The sequence below is a fragment of the Ancylobacter sp. genome, assembly GCF_965279025.1.
Taxonomy (GTDB): Bacteria; Pseudomonadota; Alphaproteobacteria; order Rhizobiales; family Xanthobacteraceae; genus Ancylobacter.
Genome location: NZ_OZ257132.1, coordinates 4,660,848 through 4,677,229, shown reverse-complemented (window position 1 = coordinate 4,677,229; position 16,382 = coordinate 4,660,848). Strand labels below are relative to the sequence as shown.

Here is a 16,382-nt window from a genome sequence, read left to right as displayed (position 1 = left end):
GAAGATACGCCATCATGGTCGATCCCTTCCGAACCCGCGACGTCGTCCCGGATTTCGACCGCTACGTGTCTGACTATGCAGCGCGCAGCGCGGTGACGCGGTCCCGGCTGCCGATGCGGGCCGACATCGCCTATGGCCCATCCGCCGGGGAGAGGCTCGACCTGTTCTTCCCGCCGCCGGATAGGGCAACGGGCGCCGTCCACATGTTCATCCATGGCGGCTACTGGCGGATGTTCGCCAAGGAGGATTTCTCCTTCGTCGCCGAGACGGTGACGCGGGCCGGGGCCATCGCCGCGATTGTCGATTATGCGCTGATGCCGGTGGTACGGCTGGAGACGGTCGTGGCTCAGGTGCGCCGCGCCCGCGACTGGCTGGTGGCGACTATCGGCGCGCATGGCGGCGACCCGGCGCGGCTGACCATCAGCGGCCATTCCGCCGGCGCGCAACTGGGGGCGCTGCTGTTCAATGCCAGCCAGCCGGCGGGACGTGTTTCAGGGGCGCTGCTGATCAGCGGCATCTACGATCTCGCGCCGCTGCAGGACTCGTTCCTGAAACCGCTCATCGGCCTCACCGACACCGAGGTGCGCGATTTCAGCCCGGTCGGGCTCGGCTACTCGGCGGGGCCGGACGTGCACCTACTGGTGGGGGAGGCCGAGACGGCGCCGTTCCACACGCAGGCGACCGCGTTCGCCGCCCATCTCGCGGGCGGCGGCCTGCGGGTGCGGCAGGGCGTCGTGCCCGGGGCCGACCATATGAGCCTCGTCGGCGACCTCGGGACACCCGGCACACACGCCGCCGGACAACTCGCGGCCTGCGTCACCGCGCGCCGGGGCGGCGGGCGGGCGGCCGGATGATGCAGCCGTGGCCGGCCCGCTGCGTGCGCGTCCTCGTGCGGAGCGGGCGGGCCGGAGACCCGCGCCTCAGCGGGCAAAGCCGAGGCGGGCTTCCAACTGCTTGAGGCTGGTTTCGCAGCGTTCGGCGATCTCGTCGACATCGGCTTCCTCGACGATCAGCGGCGGCGAGAAGCCCAGCACGTCGCCCATGCAGCGCGCCACCATGCCGTTTTCCCAGGCGATGGCGTCGAACTGCATGCCGGCCTGCAGATGCGGGTCGAGCGGCGCGCGGCTCGCCTTATCGGCCACGAGTTCGATGCCGAGCATCAGGCCCGCGCCACGCACCTCGCCGACGATGGGAGAGGCCGCGCCGATGCGCTCGAAATGGCCGCGCAAGCGCGCGCCCATCTTCCGCACATGCTCGATGAGGTTCATTTCCTCGTAGATACTGATGGCTTCCAGCGCCACCGCGACGCCCACCGGATGCCCGGAATTGGTGAAGCCGTGGCCGAAATTGCCGCCGGCCTTGTTGAACTCCTTCACCGCCTCATAGATCGCCGGCGCCACCACGACGGCGGAGATCGGGAAATAGGAGGAGGACAGGCCCTTGGCGAGCGACATCATGTCTGGGCTGGCGCCGACCGTTTCCTTGCCGAACCAGTTGCCGGTGCGGCCGAAGCCGCAGACGATCTCGTCGTCCAGGAACAGGATGTCGTACTTCTTCAGCACCTGCTGGACGCGGGCGAAATAGTCCCTGGGCGGCACGATGATGCCGCCGCCGGCATTGATCGGCTCGGCGATGAAGGCGGCGATCGAATCCGGCCCCTCGCGCAGGATCAGCTTCTCCAGCTCGTCGACCAGCCGGGTGACGAAGGCAGCCTCGTCCTCGCCTTCCAGCATGCCGCGATAGGGGTAGGGGCACAGCGTGTGCAGGAAGCCGGGCAGCGGCAGGCCGAACTCGCGGTGCATGAAGCCCAGCCCGCACATCGAGGCGGCGGCGATGGTGGAGCCGTGGAAGGCGCGGTCGCGGGCGATCACCTTGCGCTTGGTCGGCTTGCCGCGCACCGTGTGATAGACCCAGGCGAGCTTGACCATGGTCTCGTTCGCCTCCGAGCCGGAGGTGGCGAAATAGGCCTTGCCGTCCTTGATGCCGGTGAGGCCGACGAGCTTCTCGGCGAGCGTGGCGGCTCCTTCCATCGTCCGGTTGAAGAAGGTGTGGTAGAAGCCGAGCTGGGCATATTGCCTGGTTGCCGCCGCGGCCAGCCGCTCATTGCTGAAGCCGAGCGAGGCGCACCACAGGCCCGCCATCGCGTCGATATAGACCTTGCCGGCATTGTCGTGGATGCGCACGCCCTCGCCGCGCGTGATGACCGTCGGGCCGCGCTCCTCAATGAGCTGCGGGTTGGTCTGCGAATGGAGGTGGAAGGCGATGTCCCGTGCCTCCACGGAATTCGGCAGAACGGGCTTGTTCATAGGTCACCTTTCAGGTTGCGTCTTGGCATTGGGCTGCGCCGGTGCATGGGCCGGAAGGCGCAGGCCGGTCTCCGCGTCAAAGACCAGCAGATCGTTCGGCGAGATGTTGGCGTAGACGCGTTCGCCGGGTTGCAGGCGGCCGAAGCCGGGCAGGGTGGCCGTGAGGGAACCGCCATCGCAGTCCAGCACCACATGGGTCGCGGCGCCCACGGGCTGGACGAGGCGGACGGTGGCGGGAAGGCCCTCGGCTGCGAGGCGCACATGCTCGGGCCGGATGGCGATCTCCACCTTTCGGCCGGGCTGGAACGCCTCGCCCGCCGGCAGGGCGACCGCGAACTGGGCGCCGAGCCGCACCGCCGGCGCGCCGTCCCGTGCCTCGATGACGCCCGGCATCAGCTCGACCTGCGGATTGCCGATGAAGGAGGCGACATAGCGCGTGGCCGGCCGGGCGTAGATTTCCTCCGGCGTGCCGAACTGCTCCACCCGCCCGCGGTTCATCACCGCAATACGGTCGGAGATCGACATCGCCTCTTCCTGGTCGTGGGTGACGAACAGCGAGGTGACGCCGAGCCGCTGATGCAGCTGCTTGACCTCGGCGCGCATCTTCATGCGCAGGGCGGCATCGAGGTTGGAGAACGGCTCGTCGAACAGGAAGATGCGGGGCTCGCGCACCAGCGCCCGGCCGATGGCGACGCGCTGCTGCTGGCCGCCGGAAAGCTGCGCCGGCAGCCGCGCCAGCACATGCGAGATTTCCAGCGCTGCGGCGACCGCCCCGACGCGTCGCTTTATTTCCTCGCGCGGGGTGCCGCGCATGCGCAGGGTGAAGCCGATATTGTCGGCCACGCTCATATGCGGATAGAGCGCGTAGTTCTGGAACACCATGGCGACGTCGCGCTCGACCGGCGACAGCGTGTTGACGCGCCGCCCGCCGATGAGGATGTCGCCGCTGCTGCAATCCTCCAACCCCGCGACCATGTTGAGGGTTGTGGTCTTGCCGCAGCCGGAGGGGCCGAGCAGCGTGACGAACTCGCCCTGGGCGATGCTCAGCTCGACATCCCGGCACACCTGCACGGCGCCGAATGATTTGGAGACGTGGCGCAGCTCGATTGCCGGCGTGGAACTCTGCGGCACCGGTGTCATCCTTTCATCATCCCGTCGGCGAAGCCGCGGACGATCTGGTCGCGGAAGATGATCGCCAGCGCGATGACCGGGGCGACGCTGATGATCGCCGCCGCCATCATCTGGCCGAACACGGTCTGGTACTGGCCGGCGAAGGAGGCGATCACCAGCGGCACGGTCTGCGCCGACTGGCGGGTGAGGATCAGCGCGAAGAAGAACTCGTTCCACGCCTCGACGAAGGCGAAGACGGCGGCGGCCCCCAGCGGCGGCACCGAGATCGGCAGCACGATGTGCCAGAAGGTGCGCATCACGCCCGCCCCGTCGATGGCCGCCGCGCGCTCCAGCCCGACCGGTATGCCGAGGAAGAAGCCGCGCAGGATCCAGATCACGATCGGCAGGTTGAACGAGAGATAGACGACGCCGAGCGAGAACAGGTTGTCGATCAGGCCGAGGCGGCTGATGACGAGAAACAGCGGAATGGCGATGGCGATGCTCGGCAGCATCTGGGTGGCGAGGATCAGGAAGGCGATGGCGTCCGAGCGCGGCACCGCGAGCCGCGCCAGCGCATAGGCGGCCGGCGCCCCGAGCGCCAGCGCCACGGCGGTGGAGAACAGCGCCACGATCAGCGAATTCAGGATGCCGCGCCACAGCGCCGCCGCCGAGGCCAGCACGGTCCAGAAATTGGCGAGCGTGAAATGCTGGAATGCGAGGCTCGGCGGCTGGGCGATCAGCGCCTTCTGCTCCAGCAGGCTCGACAGGATGAGCCAGACGATCGGCGCGGCGGACCAGGTGACGAACAGCACCAGCCCGGCGACGGTGGCGAGCTTCATGCCGGGCCCGCCCTGGCGGTAGCGCGTATAGCTCATCGCGCCTCTCCCGGGCCGGCCGGCCGCATCAGCCTGATGTAGAGGATCGCCAGCAGCAGGGTGGCGATGAAGATGAGGTTGGCGATGGCGGCGCCGTAGCCGATATCGAGAAAATTGAAGGTGACGCGATAGGCGAGGAAGTTCAGCAGCACGGTGGCATCGGCCGGCCCGCCGCGCGTCAGCACGAAGACCAGATCGAAGATGCGCAGCGACCAGATGGTCTGCAGCACCACGGCGATGGCGATGGCGCTCCGCATGGAGGGAAGCGTGATGTGGAGGAACGCCTGGAACCGGCTGGCCCCGTCCATATAAGCGGCGCGGTAGAGGATGGACGGCACGCGCTGCAGCCCGGCGAGGAACAGCAGCGCGATGAACGGCACCGATTTCCAGACATCCACCAGCAGCAGGAAGTTCAGCGCGAATATCGGCGTGCCCAGCCAGACCTGGTAGCTGTCGATGATGCCCAGCGATTTCAGCAGGCCGTTCAGCACGCCGTAATTGGCGTTGAGGATCCACTTCCACAGCACTGCATTGGCCACCGGCGCGATCGCCCATGGCACCACCAGCAGGATGCGGAAGAGCCCCCAGCGGCCGAGGGGATGGTTGAGCAGCACGGCGATACCGAGCCCCAGCAGCACCACCAGCACCACTTCCGCCACCGAGAAATACAGCGTGTTGATCGCCGCCCGGCGGAAGGTTTCATCCGCCACAAGCCGCTCGAAATTGCCCAGCCCGATGAAGCTGCGCTGCAGGGTGCCGGCGCTGAGCTGCACCTTCTGCAGCGCCAGGATCATCGATTCGATGATCGGGTAGCCGAGGATCGCCGCCAGCACCACCAGCGCCGGGGCCACGAGGAGCAGGCCGACGGATCGCCGGCGCTGCTCGAAGGTCGCTGGGGAAGCCATGGCGGGGATCGCTAGCCGCGGCGCTTCACGATGGATGTGACGAGGTCCTGCGCATCGGCGATGGCCTGGGCCGCCGTCTTCTGCCCCTGAAGCGCCTTCTGCACCTCGGTGCCGACCGCCTGCGTCACCTGGTTGAAGTCCGGCGTGACGAAGCTGTTAAAGGGATGCTTCGCCTGCTCCAACACCACGGCGGCGTTGGGCAGCTTGGCCTGCACCTCGGGGTCGGCCAGCACCGAGAGGCGGATCGGCAGCCAGCCGGTATCCAGCGCCTGACGCTTCTGCACATCGGCGTCGAGATAGAACTCGACCAGCTTGCTGGCCAGCGCCGGGTTCTTGGTGGTCTTGCTGATGGTCCAGGCGTCGGTGCCGTCGATCGAGGCGCTGCCGGCCGGGCCGGCCGGGAGGATGGCGCTGGCGAGCTTGCCGACGATCTGCGACTGGGCGGGGTCCTGCCCGGCGTTCCACATGAAGGGCCAGTTCATCATCATGGAGGCGCGGCCGGAGAGCAGCACGTTGGTGGAGTCGTTGATGCTGGCATAGGAGATCGAGCCGGGGTCGGTGCCGGCCGCCATGAGGTCCATCATCATCTGCAGCGCGTCGACGCCGGCATCGCTCTTGAAGACCGGCAGGCCGTCCTCGCCATACATCTTGCCGCCGGCCTGCTGGAGGAAGGCCATCCAGTAGCTTGCGGTGCCGCCGATGCCGGCGGGGTCGCCATAATTGGCGACGTAGCCGTAGCGGCCATCGCGGGTCAGTTCCTTGGTGGCACGCTTGAACTCGTCCCAGTTCTTCGGCGCCTCGGTGAAGCCGATGCTGGCGAGGTGCTCCTTATTGTAGAACAGGGTGAGCAGCGACAGCGTGAAGACGGCGCCGTAGCGCTTGCCGTCCCAGGTCACGGTCTCGAAGCTGGACTTCGGCAGGTCGTCGACCAGCGCCTTGGGCAGGTTGTCGGCGAACGGCGTGAGGAAGGAGGCGAACTCCGGGACCCAGCCGCACATATACATGACATCCCACGGCGCCGAGCCGGAGGCGAAGGCGGTGGCCATGCGGTCATGCAGTTGCGGCCAGGCGAGCAGGTCGTAGGAAACGCTCGCGCCATTGGCCTTTCGCCACGCCTCGAACGCGGCTTCGGCGAATTTGGCGGCGCCCGGCGGAGCCGGGTCGGGCGGCAGCGGCCCGAAGACGCTCAAGGCTTCCTCGGCGGACGCGCCCTGCGGAAAACCGCCGGAAAAGGCGGCGACCGCACCGGCCGAGACCGCCGCTTTCAGTACGCTTCTGCGTGACAGATGGTTCGACATCGGTGGACCCCTTCTGGCTTTTGATCTACGCCTTGCGCCCAGATTGCGGGGTGCCCCAACCCCTGTCAATAATTAATCCGTCAGTATGACTTATTAATTCCAGCGTGAGGTTTCGGGGGATGTTGCGGGCGACGAACGCGGTCAAGGCGAAGCTCATCAACCTGTGGGTCGTGTTCGAAGCCATCCGCATAAACGGCCCGGTGCCGCGCACCGGCATCGCGGACAATACCGGGCTCTCCAAGCAGGCGACGTCCGATCTCGTCGACGAATTGCTGGAACTCGGCTTCGTGCGCGAGGAGAAATCCGAAGAGCGGCGCGTCGGCAAGCCGCCCAAGCCGATCGTGGTCAATCCGGATGGCGGCTTCACCATCGGCTTCCACGTCGATTATGGGCGCGCCACCGCCGTGGTGATGAATCTCGGCGGCGACGTGCTGCTGCGCGAGGTGCGCCCGCTGAACAGCGTCGACGCCACCGTCGTGGCGCAGGACCTTGCCGGAAGCGTCGAGGGCCTGCTGGCGCGGGCGAAGATCGACACGGAGCGCTTCCTCGGCATCGGGCTCGCCACGCCCGGCCCCTTCCGTGTCCCCCGCATGAATCCGCCGCGCCTGCCGGGCTGGGACGGTCTGGTGCTGACACAGGAGCTCCGCCGGGCGACCGGCCTTTCGGTGGCGCTCGCCAATGACGGCCAGTGCGCGGTGACGGCGGAATGGCGCTTCGGCGCTTCGGCGCGGCCGCTGAATAATTTCGTCTATCTCTATGTCGGCACCGGCCTCGGCACCGGCATCATGATCGACGGCACCACCTTCGGCGGCGCCCATGGCAATGCCGGCGAACTGGGCCACACCATCGCCGTGCCCGGCGGGCATCCCTGCATTTGCGGCAAGAAGGGGTGCCTGGAAACCTATGTCTCGGTGGATTCGCTGACCCGCTTCCTCGCCGAGCGCGGCGTGGCGATCGCCGATCCCCGCGAGCTGGACGAGCGGTTCTCCGCCGGGCATCCGCTGGTCGCGGCGTGGATCGAGGAGGCGGTCGAGCCGTTGCGCAGCGGCATCAACACGCTGGAAAACCTGTTCGATCCCGAAACCATCATGTTCGGCGGCAATGCGCCGGAATGGCTGATCGAGGCGCTGATCGAGCAGGTGGAGCCGCTGCACATCTCCATCTCGCTCACGCAGCGGGATCTGCCGCGCCTGCTGAAGGCCGATCTCGGCGCCGACGCCGTGGCGCGCGGGGCGGCGACCCTGCCGGTGCTGGCCATGCTCAATCCGCACTACCGCCAATTGAGCGGAAATGCCGAGCTGCCGGCGGCAGGCGATGTTGGCGGGAAATGAGGCGGCGCTACGCCAGGCGCGCCGGCACGCTCAGGGCCACTTCACCACCGGGGGCATGGAGGAGAGGATGGAATCCACATTGCCCCCCGTCTTCAGGCCGAACAGCGTGCCCCGGTCATAGAGCAGGTTGAACTCGACATAGCGGCCGCGGCGGATGAGCTGTTCCTCGCGCGACGCCTCGTCCCACGGCGTGGCCATGTTGGCGCGTACGAGGCGCGGGTAGACGTCGAGGAAGGCGAGGCCGACCGCCTTGGTGAAATGGAAGTCGGCGTTCCAGTCGCCCGAATCCAGCCAGTCATAGAAGATGCCGCCGACGCCGCGCATCTCCTTGCGGTGCGGCAGGTAGAAATAGTCGTCGCACCATTGCTTGTAGCGGGGATAGTCAATGTGCGGGCGCCCCTCGCAGGCGCCGCGCAGGGCGGCATGAAAGGCGATGGTGTCGGGGTCTTCCTGCCTGCGCCGCGAATCCAGCACCGGGGTCAGGTCCGCCCCGCCGCCGAACCACGCCTTGGTGGTGACGACGAAGCGGGTGTTCATGTGCACCGCCGGCACGTGCGGGTTCGCCATATGGGCGATCAGCGAGATGCCGGTGGCGTGGAAGCGCGGGTCTTCCTCGGCGCCGGGAATCTGCTTGCGGAATTCCGGGGCGAATTCGCCATGCACGGTGGAGCAATGGACGCCCACCTTCTCGAACAGCCTGCCGCGCAGGATCGACATGACGCCGCCGCCACCCGGCGCGCCGGAATGGTCGGTGCGCTCCCAGGGCGTGCGCTCGAAGCGGCCGGGCGTGCCGGGATAGAGTGCGTCCGGGGCCTCGTCTTCCAGCGTCTCGAACGCGTCGCAGATGCGGTTGCGCAGTTCCTCGAACCAGCCCCGGGCGGCTGTCTTGCGGCCCTCGATATCGGCGGTGCTCTCGGTGGTCATGCGGCTTCTCCTGCGGACGGACGCAGGCCGCTTCTAGCCGCTTGGCGGCGGCGCCGGAAGGGCGGGGCTACACCATCGTGCCGGACAGCGCGCCGATCGCCGCCGTTGCCGCCATGGCCAGCGCACCCCAGAAGGTAACGCGCAGCGCCGCCCGGGCCGGGTCCGCGCCGCCGGCCTTCGCGCCGGCAACGCCGAGAATGGCGAGGAAGACCAGCGCCGCCGCCGAGACGGTGATCGACAGCCCCGCTGCCGGAGCCAGCAGAGCGGTGGCCAGCGGCAACGCCCCGCCGGCGGCAAAGCTGGCGGCGGAAGCCAGGGCCGCCTGCACCGGCCGGGCGGCGGTGATCTCGTTCATGCCCAGTTCGTCGCGGGCATGCGCCTCCAGCGCGTCCTTCGCCGTGAGCTGCCGGGCGACCTCGCTGGCCAGCGCGGGGTCGAGGCCGCGCGCCACATAAATCTGCTTCAACTCCTCCTGCTCGCCGGCGGGGTCGGCCGCCAGCTCGGCGGTCTCGCGGGCGAGGTCGGCCCGCTCGGTGTCGGATTGCGAGGAAACCGAGACATATTCGCCCGCCGCCATCGACATGGCGCCCGCCACCAGTCCGGCGATGCCGGCCAGCAGCACCGCCTCGCGCCCCGCGCTCGCCGCCGCAACGCCGACGATCAGGCTGGCGGTGGAGAGGATGCCGTCATTGGCGCCGAGCACGGCGGCCCGCAGCCAGCCGGCGCGGTCGACATAGTGGTTCTCGTCATGGCGCGAACGCATGGTCTGTCTCTCCTGAACGGCGCGGCAAACTGGGCCGCGACCGCTACACGCGTATGATACCGCCGTCGGGGCGCTGACAGGCAGCGTGTTTCCGCGCGGCCGGGTGACACAAAGGTGCCGCATCGGCGGCGCAGAAGGCGGCCATGTTTACGCGCATCTTTGCCCTGTTCGAAAAGCTGGTCGATCCCTTCCACCCGGCGCCGGTTGCGCGGCCGCCGGAGGGCCTTCTCGCGTTCTACTGGCACTTCGTGCGGCAGACCGGCTGGGTCTATGTCGCGGCGCTCACCGCCGCCTTCCTGGTCGCGATCATCGAGGTCTCGCTGTTCCGCTATATCGGCCAGATCGTCGATCTCGTGCAGGCCTCCAGCCCGCAGACGATCTTTTCCGACCATGGCGGGCTGCTGCTGTGGATGGCGTTCGTCGTGGTGGTGGCGCGGCCCTTGGCCAATCTGCTGCACGACGTGCTGGTGCGCCAGTCGATCACCGCCAAGGTCGGGCCGATGATCCGCTGGCAGTCCTATCGCTGGGTGATCCGCCAGAGCGTCGGCTTCTTCAACAACGACTTCGCCGGGCGCATCGCCACCCGCGTGCTGCAGGCCGGCCCCGCCGTGCGCGGCTCGGTGGTCGAGGTGATCGACGCGCTCTGGTATGCCGGCATCTATGCGGTGAGCGCGGTGCTGCTCTTCGCCGAGGCCGACTGGCGCCTCGCCATGCCGATGGTTGGATGGATCGTCTTCTACGTGCTGGCGCTGGCGGTGTTCGTGCCGAAGATCCGCCACCTGTCGAAGCGCACCGCCGAGAGCAATTCGGCGCTCACCGGGCGGGTGGTGGACAGCTACACCAACATCCTCACCGTCAAGCTGTTCGCCCATTCCGACCGCGAGGACAGCTATGTCCGCGCGGCGCTGGCCCGCAATATCGACGACAACAGCCGCCAGCAGCGCCATATCACCCGCATGGCCTTCACGGTGAGCGTGCTGAACAGCCTGATGCTCGGCGGTGTCGGCGGGCTCGGCCTGTGGCTGTGGTCGGTCGGGGCGATCAATCTCGGCGCCATCGCGCTTTCCACCGGCCTCGCCATCCGCATCACCAACATGTCCGGCTGGATCATGTGGGTGGTGACGGGCGTGTTCGAGAATGTCGGCACGGTGCAGGAGGCGATCACCACGCTGTCGCGCCCGCGCGACGTGGCGGACGCACCCCGTGCCCCGGCGCTGGACGTGCGCGCCGGTGAGATCCGCTTCGAGGATGTCTCGTTCCACTATGGTAAGGGCTCGGGCGTCATCGACGACCTCGCGCTCACCATCCGCCCCGGCGAGCGTGTCGGGCTGGTCGGCCCCTCGGGCGCCGGCAAATCCACGCTGATGAGCCTCCTGCTCCGCTTCTACGATCCCGAAGCGGGCAGGGTGCTGATCGACGGGCAGGATGTCCGGCGCGTGACGCAGGATTCGCTGCATGCGCAGATCGGCGTGGTGACGCAGGACACCTCGCTGATGCACCGCTCGGTGCGCGACAACATCGCCTATGGCCGGCCAGACGCGGGCGAGGACGCCATCCGCACGGCGGCGCGGCGCGCCCATACGGACGGCTTCATCGACACGCTGTCCGACCCGCAGGGGCGGGTGGGGCTCGACGCCCATGTCGGCGAGCGCGGTGTGAAGCTCTCCGGCGGCCAGCGCCAGCGCATCGCCATTGCCCGCGTGCTGCTGAAGGACGCGCCGATCCTCATCCTCGACGAGGCGACCTCGGCGCTCGATTCGGAGGTCGAGGCGGCGATCCAGGCCAATCTCGACGAGCTGATGACCGGCAAGACGGTGATCGCCATCGCCCATCGCCTCTCCACCATCGCCCGCATGGACCGGCTGGTGGTGATGGAGCACGGGCGCATCGTCGAGAGCGGCACCCATGCGGAACTGGTGGCCAAGGGCGGCCTCTACGCCCGCCTCTGGCATCGCCAGTCCGGCGGCTTCCTCGACACGGACGAGATGGACGCGGCGGCGGAGTAGGGACGGGCCGTGCCCGGTTTTCCGCCTTCATCCGCGGGCGAGTGAACCGGGCATTCTAGCTGCCGCTCTCGTCCGCCCAGGAAATGGACAGGATTTCGAGACGGCGCGGCCCCAGCTCGACAATGTCGCCGACGGCTTTGCCCAGCAGGGCGAGGGCAACGGGAGAGCCGTGCGAAATGCTGGCCTGTGATGGGTTGGCCTCGTCCTCGCCGACGATGCGGTAGGTCTGCACGCGGCCATCATCCCGCTCGAAGCTGATGGTGTGGCCGAACGCCACGACGTCGTTTGACGAGGGCGGCGGAGAGACCCGCGCCGTCTCGACGCGCCGGGAATAATAGTGGATGTCGCGGAATGGAATCGCCGACTGCCGTCGCCGCTCATTGACGTCGTCCAGAGCATTCGCGACCGCCAGCGCCTGCTGAGCACCTGCCAGTGCCTCCTGCAGCATCTGCAGGCCTGCCTTGGTGACGAGATTCGGTCGATCGGAGATCGGCCGCGCCGGCAGAATGGTTTCCGATGCGGCCTCGGCACTTTCTTCCTTTGCAAATGCCACGCTCAATTTACCGGGCTCCTGTCAGGCCGTTCCAGATCTCTATGCCCACAGCTAACACCGCGAGGTGTGCGCGGGCTACGGCCCGCCCGCCGCTGAGGGGGGCGTTCGCCGGGGGAGAATGGCGATGAGGGAAGGGTGAGGTCTCCCCGGCGGAATGAGGCTCAGGCGGCCTCGCGCGGGGCGATGTTTGCAAGCTCCGGCCTTGCCGCCAACGTCTTTGCCAGATCGAAGGCCGTCTGCAGGTTCATCCAGAATTCCGGGCCGGTGCCGAAATAACGGCCGAGCCGCAAGGCCGTGTCGGCCGTCACTGGCACCTCCTCGCGCGCGAGGCGCTCGACGCGCGTGCGCGGCACATGCAGCGCCTTCGCGAGACCGTAGGGCTTGAGCTGCAGCGGCACGAGAAACTCCTCGCGCAGTATTTCCCCGGGATGGATGGGCGGAGTGGGGCCGATCATCGCGCGCTCCTCAGTGATAGTCGGTGATCTCGACATCGGCCGCATTGCCCTCCCGCCATAGGAAGCAGATGCGGAACTGGTCATTGATACGAATCGAGTGCTGCCCCGAGCGATCGCCCTTCAGCGCTTCGAGCCGGTTCGCCGGCGGCATGCGCAGCGCCGCCAGCGTCACGGCGGCGTTGAGCATGGCCAGCCTGCGCTGCGCCACCCGTACAAGATAGGCCGGAAAGCCCTTGCCGATGCGGCCGCTCCACACCGCCTCCGTCCTCTTGTCCTTGAAGCTGACGATCATCGTGCGGGCGGCGATGTGAATCTATGCTGGCAGCGTATCTCAACATGATACGCTTCGCAATCGACCCTTTAGATCTGCCATCCCCCCGTCTGCCGCAGCGCCTCGCCCAGAATCATTGCGCCGGCCAGCGCCACGTTGAGCGAGCGGGCGCCTTCGACGAGGGGAATGGCGATTCGCGCCTGCGCCGCCGCGTGGACGGTGTCCGGCACCCCGGCGCTCTCGCGGCCGAGCAACAGCACGTCGTCGGGCGCGAAGGCGAAGGCGGTGTAGGCGACCGCGCCGCGCGTGCTGCACAGGATCAATCGCCGTCCCTCGCCAAAGCGCCACGCCTCGAAGGCTTCGAAGCTGGCGTGGCGGAGAATCGTCGCCCGGTCGAGATAGTCCATTCCCGCCCGCCGGAAGCCGGCATCGCCCACCGGAAACCCGGCGGGTTCGATGATGTGCAGCGGCAGGCCGAGGCAGGCGCTCATCCGCGCCAGCGTGCCGGCGTTCTGCGCGATGTCCGGCTGATAAAGGGCGAGCGCCAGCGTCATGTCGGACCTGCTTTCGGTGGTTCCCCGCTCCTCTGCCTAGCCGAGGGCGCGGCGCGCGGCGACCCCACGGCTTCCGCAAGGGGTGGAAAGGCGGGGGGCAGGACGGGTTGCCGCACTGCGTTCATCTGGACAAGGGACGGTTCGGATGCAATTAGAGGCACTCGAAGGTAGGGTCGACCGCGTGCCACGCGGACGCCTGCCCGTTTCGCGCGAGCGCTCGGCAACGAGCCGGAACGGGAGGGGCGGGGGCAGCGGTCACGGGTTCGAGGGGAAAGGAAACCATCGTGGCAGCAACCGAGACGGCGGGGACAACGCGCCGCGACTTCCTTTACATCGCGACAGGCGCCATGGGCGCGGTCGGTGCCGCCGCACTCGTGTGGCCCTTCGTCTCGCAGCTGCAGCCCGATGCGTCGGTCCTCGCGCTTTCCACCACGGAGGTGGACCTGTCGCAGGTCGCCGAGGGCCAGATGGTCACGGTGAAGTGGCGCGGCAAGCCGGTCTTCGTGTGGAACCGCACGCCCGAGGATATCTCCAAGGCGAAGGCGACCGAGCTCTCGGCGCTGCTCGACCCGATCGCCCGCAATGCCAATCTCGCCCCGGACGCCCCGGCGACCGACGAGAACCGGGCCGGCGAGGGGCATGAGAAGTGGCTGGTGGTCATCGGCATCTGCACCCATCTCGGCTGCGTGCCGATCGGCCACGCCGGCGAGTATGATGGCTGGTTCTGCCCCTGCCACGGCTCGGAATATGATTCGGCCGGCCGGGTCCGTCGCGGGCCGGCGCCGACCAATCTCGACATTCCGCCCTATCAGTTCGTGTCCGACACGAAGATCTCCATCGGCTGAGCCGGCGTTCAGGGATATTCACAGATGAGCGGACACTCCACGTTCGAGCCGAAGCACCCGGCGCTCAAGTGGTTCGAGAGCCGGCTTCCGCTGGTCGGCCTGATCCATTCCTCCTTCGTCGCCTATCCGACGCCGCGCAACCTGAACTACTGGTGGACCTTCGGCGGCATCCTGTCGCTCATGCTGGCCTGCCAGATCGTGTCGGGCGTGGTGCTGGTGATGCACTACACGCCGCATGTGACGCTGGCGTTCGATTCCGTCGAGCACATCATGCGCGATGTCAGCTATGGCTGGCTGATCCGCTACATCCACTCGAACGGCGCCTCGATGTTCTTCATCGCGGTGTACATCCACATGTTCCGCGGCCTCTATTACGGGTCCTACAAGGCCCCGCGCGAGGTGCTGTGGATCCTCGGCTGCATCATCTACCTGCTGATGATGGCCACTGCCTTCATGGGCTACGTGCTGCCGTGGGGCCAGATGAGCTTCTGGGGCGCCACCGTCATCACCAACCTGTTCTCGGCCTTCCCGGTGGTCGGCCCGACCATCGTCGAATGGCTGTGGGGTGGCTTCTCGGTCGACAACGCGACGCTGAACCGCTTCTTCTCGCTGCACTACCTGCTGCCGTTCATGATCGCCGGCGTCGTCGTCCTGCATGTCTGGGCGCTGCACGTGGTGGGCCAGAACAACCCGACCGGCGTCGAGCCGAAGAGCCCGAAGGACACCGTGCCCTTCACCCCCTACGCGACCATCAAGGACGCGTTCGGCATGGTGTGCTTCCTGATCTTCTTCGCCTGGTTCCTGTTCTACATCCCGAACTATCTGGGCCACGCCGACAACTACATCCCGGCCAACCCGCTGGTGACGCCGGCCCACATCGTGCCCGAATGGTACTACCTGCCGTTCTACGCGATGCTGCGCGCGGTGCCGGACAAGCTCGGCGGCGTGCTGACCATGTTCGGCGCGATCATCGTGCTGTTCTTCGTGCCGTGGCTCGACACGTCGAAGGTGCGCTCGGGCGTCTACCGCCCGCTGTTCAAGCAGTTCTTCTGGATCTGGGTGGCGGTGTGCATCGGTCTCGGCTGGCTCGGCGCCAAGCCGGCGGAAGGCGGCTATGTCATCGCCGGCCGCATCCTGACGATCTACTACTTCGCCCACTTCCTGATCATCCTTCCGCTGCTCGGCCTTTTCGAGAAGCCGAAGGCGGTTCCGGCCTCCATCACCGAGGCCGTGCTGGGCAAGAACAAGGGCGCGGCACCGGCCTCGGCAGGCGTCTCGGCGCCACAGACCAAGGGTTGAGCGGAACATCATGAGCAACACCATGTCCTTCCGTTCAACGTCCTTCCGTTCCAGCCTTCTCCGCCCGCTCGCTATCGCCGCGCTGGCGTTCGGCCTGGCCGCGCCGGCGCTCGCCGCCGAGGGCACGCCCCACCCGCACCGCGAGGAGTGGAGCTTCGCCGGCCCGTTCGGCAAGTTCGACCGGGCCCAGCTGCAGCGCGGCTTCCAGGTGTTCAAGGAAGTCTGCGCCTCCTGCCACTCCGCCCACCTCTTCGCCTTCCGCAACCTCGCCCAGCCGGGCGGGCCGCAGTTCAGCGAAGCGCAGGCCAAGGCCGTGGCCGAGGGCTACCAGATCCAGGACGGGCCGAACGATGCGGGCGACATGTTCGACCGCCCCGGCCGGCTTTCCGACCGCTGGCCCTCGCCCTTCCCCAATGAGCAGGCGGCGCGCGCCTCCAATGGCGGCGCCTATCCGCCGGACTTCTCCACACTGGCCAAGGCGCGCACCTATGAGGTCGGCTTTCCCGGCTTCCTGATCGACATCTTCACCCAGTATCAGGAGCAGGGGCCGGACTACATCCACGCCCTGCTGGTCGGCTACAAGGAGCCGCCGGAGGGTTTCACCCTGCCGGAAGGCGCGCATTACAACGAGTATTTCCCCGGCCACGCCATCAAGATGCCGCAGCCGATCTCGGACGGGCAGGTAACCTATACGGACGGCACGCCCGAGACGCTCGACCAGTATTCGCGCGACGTGACGGCGTTCATGATGTGGGTGGCCGAGCCGCACCTCGAAGCGCGCAAGCGCATCGGTTTCCAGGTGATGATCTTCCTCATCATCTTCGCCGGCCTGCTCTACTTCACCAAGAAGAAGGTGTGGAAGAGCGTCGGCCACTGAGGCACGCCTT

Annotated in this window: 17 protein-coding genes; 6 read left to right on the top strand and 11 right to left on the bottom strand. The window is 67.5% G+C overall.

Annotation, left to right across the window (positions count from 1 at the left end; translation table 11 throughout):
• The first annotated feature begins 14 nt into the window (after window positions 1–14).
• Window positions 15–854, top strand: a complete 840-nt coding sequence (locus ACQY76_RS21795; RefSeq protein WP_428030771.1) for an alpha/beta hydrolase — start codon at window positions 15–17, stop codon at window positions 852–854.
• A 66-nt stretch (window positions 855–920) separates the two neighbouring features.
• On the opposite strand, the gene ACQY76_RS21790 is transcribed toward ACQY76_RS21795, so the two are convergent.
• The 5 genes from ACQY76_RS21790 to ACQY76_RS21770 are packed head-to-tail and all read right to left on the bottom strand — an operon-like array spanning window position 921 to window position 6,494.
• A complete protein-coding gene (locus ACQY76_RS21790; RefSeq protein ID WP_428030770.1) occupies window positions 921–2,306 on the bottom strand; it encodes an aminotransferase in 1,386 nt (461 codons plus the stop codon).
• A gap of 3 nt (window positions 2,307–2,309) precedes the next feature.
• Complete coding sequence (locus tag ACQY76_RS21785; RefSeq protein WP_428030769.1) at window positions 2,310–3,437, bottom strand: ABC transporter ATP-binding protein; 1,128 nt, start codon at window positions 3,435–3,437, stop codon at window positions 2,310–2,312.
• A gap of 5 nt (window positions 3,438–3,442) precedes the next feature.
• Complete coding sequence (locus tag ACQY76_RS21780) at window positions 3,443–4,291, bottom strand: carbohydrate ABC transporter permease (protein ID WP_428030768.1); 849 nt, start codon at window positions 4,289–4,291, stop codon at window positions 3,443–3,445.
• Window positions 4,288–5,196 carry a carbohydrate ABC transporter permease gene (locus ACQY76_RS21775; protein ID WP_428030767.1) on the bottom strand — a complete coding sequence of 303 codons (909 nt, stop codon included), beginning with the start codon at window positions 5,194–5,196 and terminating at the stop codon, window positions 4,288–4,290. The genes ACQY76_RS21780 and ACQY76_RS21775 overlap by 4 nt, the downstream gene beginning before the upstream one ends.
• A gap of 11 nt (window positions 5,197–5,207) precedes the next feature.
• Complete coding sequence (locus ACQY76_RS21770) at window positions 5,208–6,494, bottom strand: extracellular solute-binding protein (protein WP_428030766.1); 1,287 nt, start codon at window positions 6,492–6,494, stop codon at window positions 5,208–5,210.
• A gap of 119 nt (window positions 6,495–6,613) precedes the next feature.
• On the opposite strand from ACQY76_RS21770, the gene ACQY76_RS21765 reads away from it, so the two are divergent.
• Window positions 6,614–7,825 carry an ROK family transcriptional regulator gene (locus ACQY76_RS21765; protein ID WP_428030765.1) on the top strand — a complete coding sequence of 404 codons (1,212 nt, stop codon included), beginning with the start codon at window positions 6,614–6,616 and terminating at the stop codon, window positions 7,823–7,825.
• 30 nt (window positions 7,826–7,855) lie between these two features.
• Here ACQY76_RS21765 and hemF read toward each other — a convergent pair whose 3' ends face one another.
• Together hemF and ACQY76_RS21755 are read right to left on the bottom strand one after the other, a co-directional pair.
• On the bottom strand, window positions 7,856–8,749 hold the full coding sequence (gene hemF, locus ACQY76_RS21760) for an oxygen-dependent coproporphyrinogen oxidase (protein ID WP_428030764.1): 894 nt from the start codon (window positions 8,747–8,749) through the stop codon (window positions 7,856–7,858).
• A 67-nt stretch (window positions 8,750–8,816) separates the two neighbouring features.
• Window positions 8,817–9,512, bottom strand: coding sequence for a VIT1/CCC1 transporter family protein (locus ACQY76_RS21755; RefSeq protein WP_428030763.1), 696 nt, complete (start codon window positions 9,510–9,512; stop codon window positions 8,817–8,819).
• 143 nt (window positions 9,513–9,655) lie between these two features.
• Between ACQY76_RS21755 and ACQY76_RS21750 the strand changes: the two genes are divergently transcribed.
• Window positions 9,656–11,518 carry an ABC transporter ATP-binding protein gene (locus tag ACQY76_RS21750; RefSeq protein WP_428030762.1) on the top strand — a complete coding sequence of 621 codons (1,863 nt, stop codon included), beginning with the start codon at window positions 9,656–9,658 and terminating at the stop codon, window positions 11,516–11,518.
• 55 nt (window positions 11,519–11,573) lie between these two features.
• Here the strand turns inward: ACQY76_RS21750 and greA are convergent, their stop codons facing one another.
• From greA to ACQY76_RS21730, 4 genes are all read right to left on the bottom strand, one after another.
• On the bottom strand, window positions 11,574–12,077 hold the full coding sequence (greA, locus tag ACQY76_RS21745; RefSeq protein WP_428030761.1) for a transcription elongation factor GreA: 504 nt from the start codon (window positions 12,075–12,077) through the stop codon (window positions 11,574–11,576).
• A 155-nt stretch (window positions 12,078–12,232) separates the two neighbouring features.
• Window positions 12,233–12,526 (bottom strand): HigA family addiction module antitoxin, encoded by a 294-nt coding sequence (locus ACQY76_RS21740; protein ID WP_428030760.1) that lies wholly within the window; start codon window positions 12,524–12,526, stop codon window positions 12,233–12,235.
• A gap of 10 nt (window positions 12,527–12,536) precedes the next feature.
• The gene (locus ACQY76_RS21735) at window positions 12,537–12,818 is read right to left on the bottom strand and encodes a type II toxin-antitoxin system RelE/ParE family toxin (protein ID WP_428030759.1); all 282 of its coding nucleotides are present in this window, start codon (window positions 12,816–12,818) and stop codon (window positions 12,537–12,539) included.
• 68 nt (window positions 12,819–12,886) lie between these two features.
• Window positions 12,887–13,351 (bottom strand): tRNA (cytidine(34)-2'-O)-methyltransferase, encoded by a 465-nt coding sequence (locus ACQY76_RS21730; RefSeq protein WP_428030758.1) that lies wholly within the window; start codon window positions 13,349–13,351, stop codon window positions 12,887–12,889.
• 284 nt (window positions 13,352–13,635) lie between these two features.
• Between ACQY76_RS21730 and petA the strand changes: the two genes are divergently transcribed.
• From petA to ACQY76_RS21715, 3 genes are read left to right on the top strand one after another with little or no spacing between them, the layout of a single operon-like run.
• Window positions 13,636–14,196, top strand: a complete 561-nt coding sequence (gene petA, locus ACQY76_RS21725) for a ubiquinol-cytochrome c reductase iron-sulfur subunit (protein WP_428030757.1) — start codon at window positions 13,636–13,638, stop codon at window positions 14,194–14,196.
• A gap of 24 nt (window positions 14,197–14,220) precedes the next feature.
• The gene (locus ACQY76_RS21720; RefSeq protein WP_428030756.1) at window positions 14,221–15,495 is read left to right on the top strand and encodes a cytochrome b; all 1,275 of its coding nucleotides are present in this window, start codon (window positions 14,221–14,223) and stop codon (window positions 15,493–15,495) included.
• A gap of 10 nt (window positions 15,496–15,505) precedes the next feature.
• Entirely contained in the window at window positions 15,506–16,372 is an 867-nt protein-coding gene (locus ACQY76_RS21715; protein ID WP_428030755.1) for a cytochrome c1, read from the top strand.
• Window positions 16,373–16,382 lie beyond the last annotated feature (10 nt).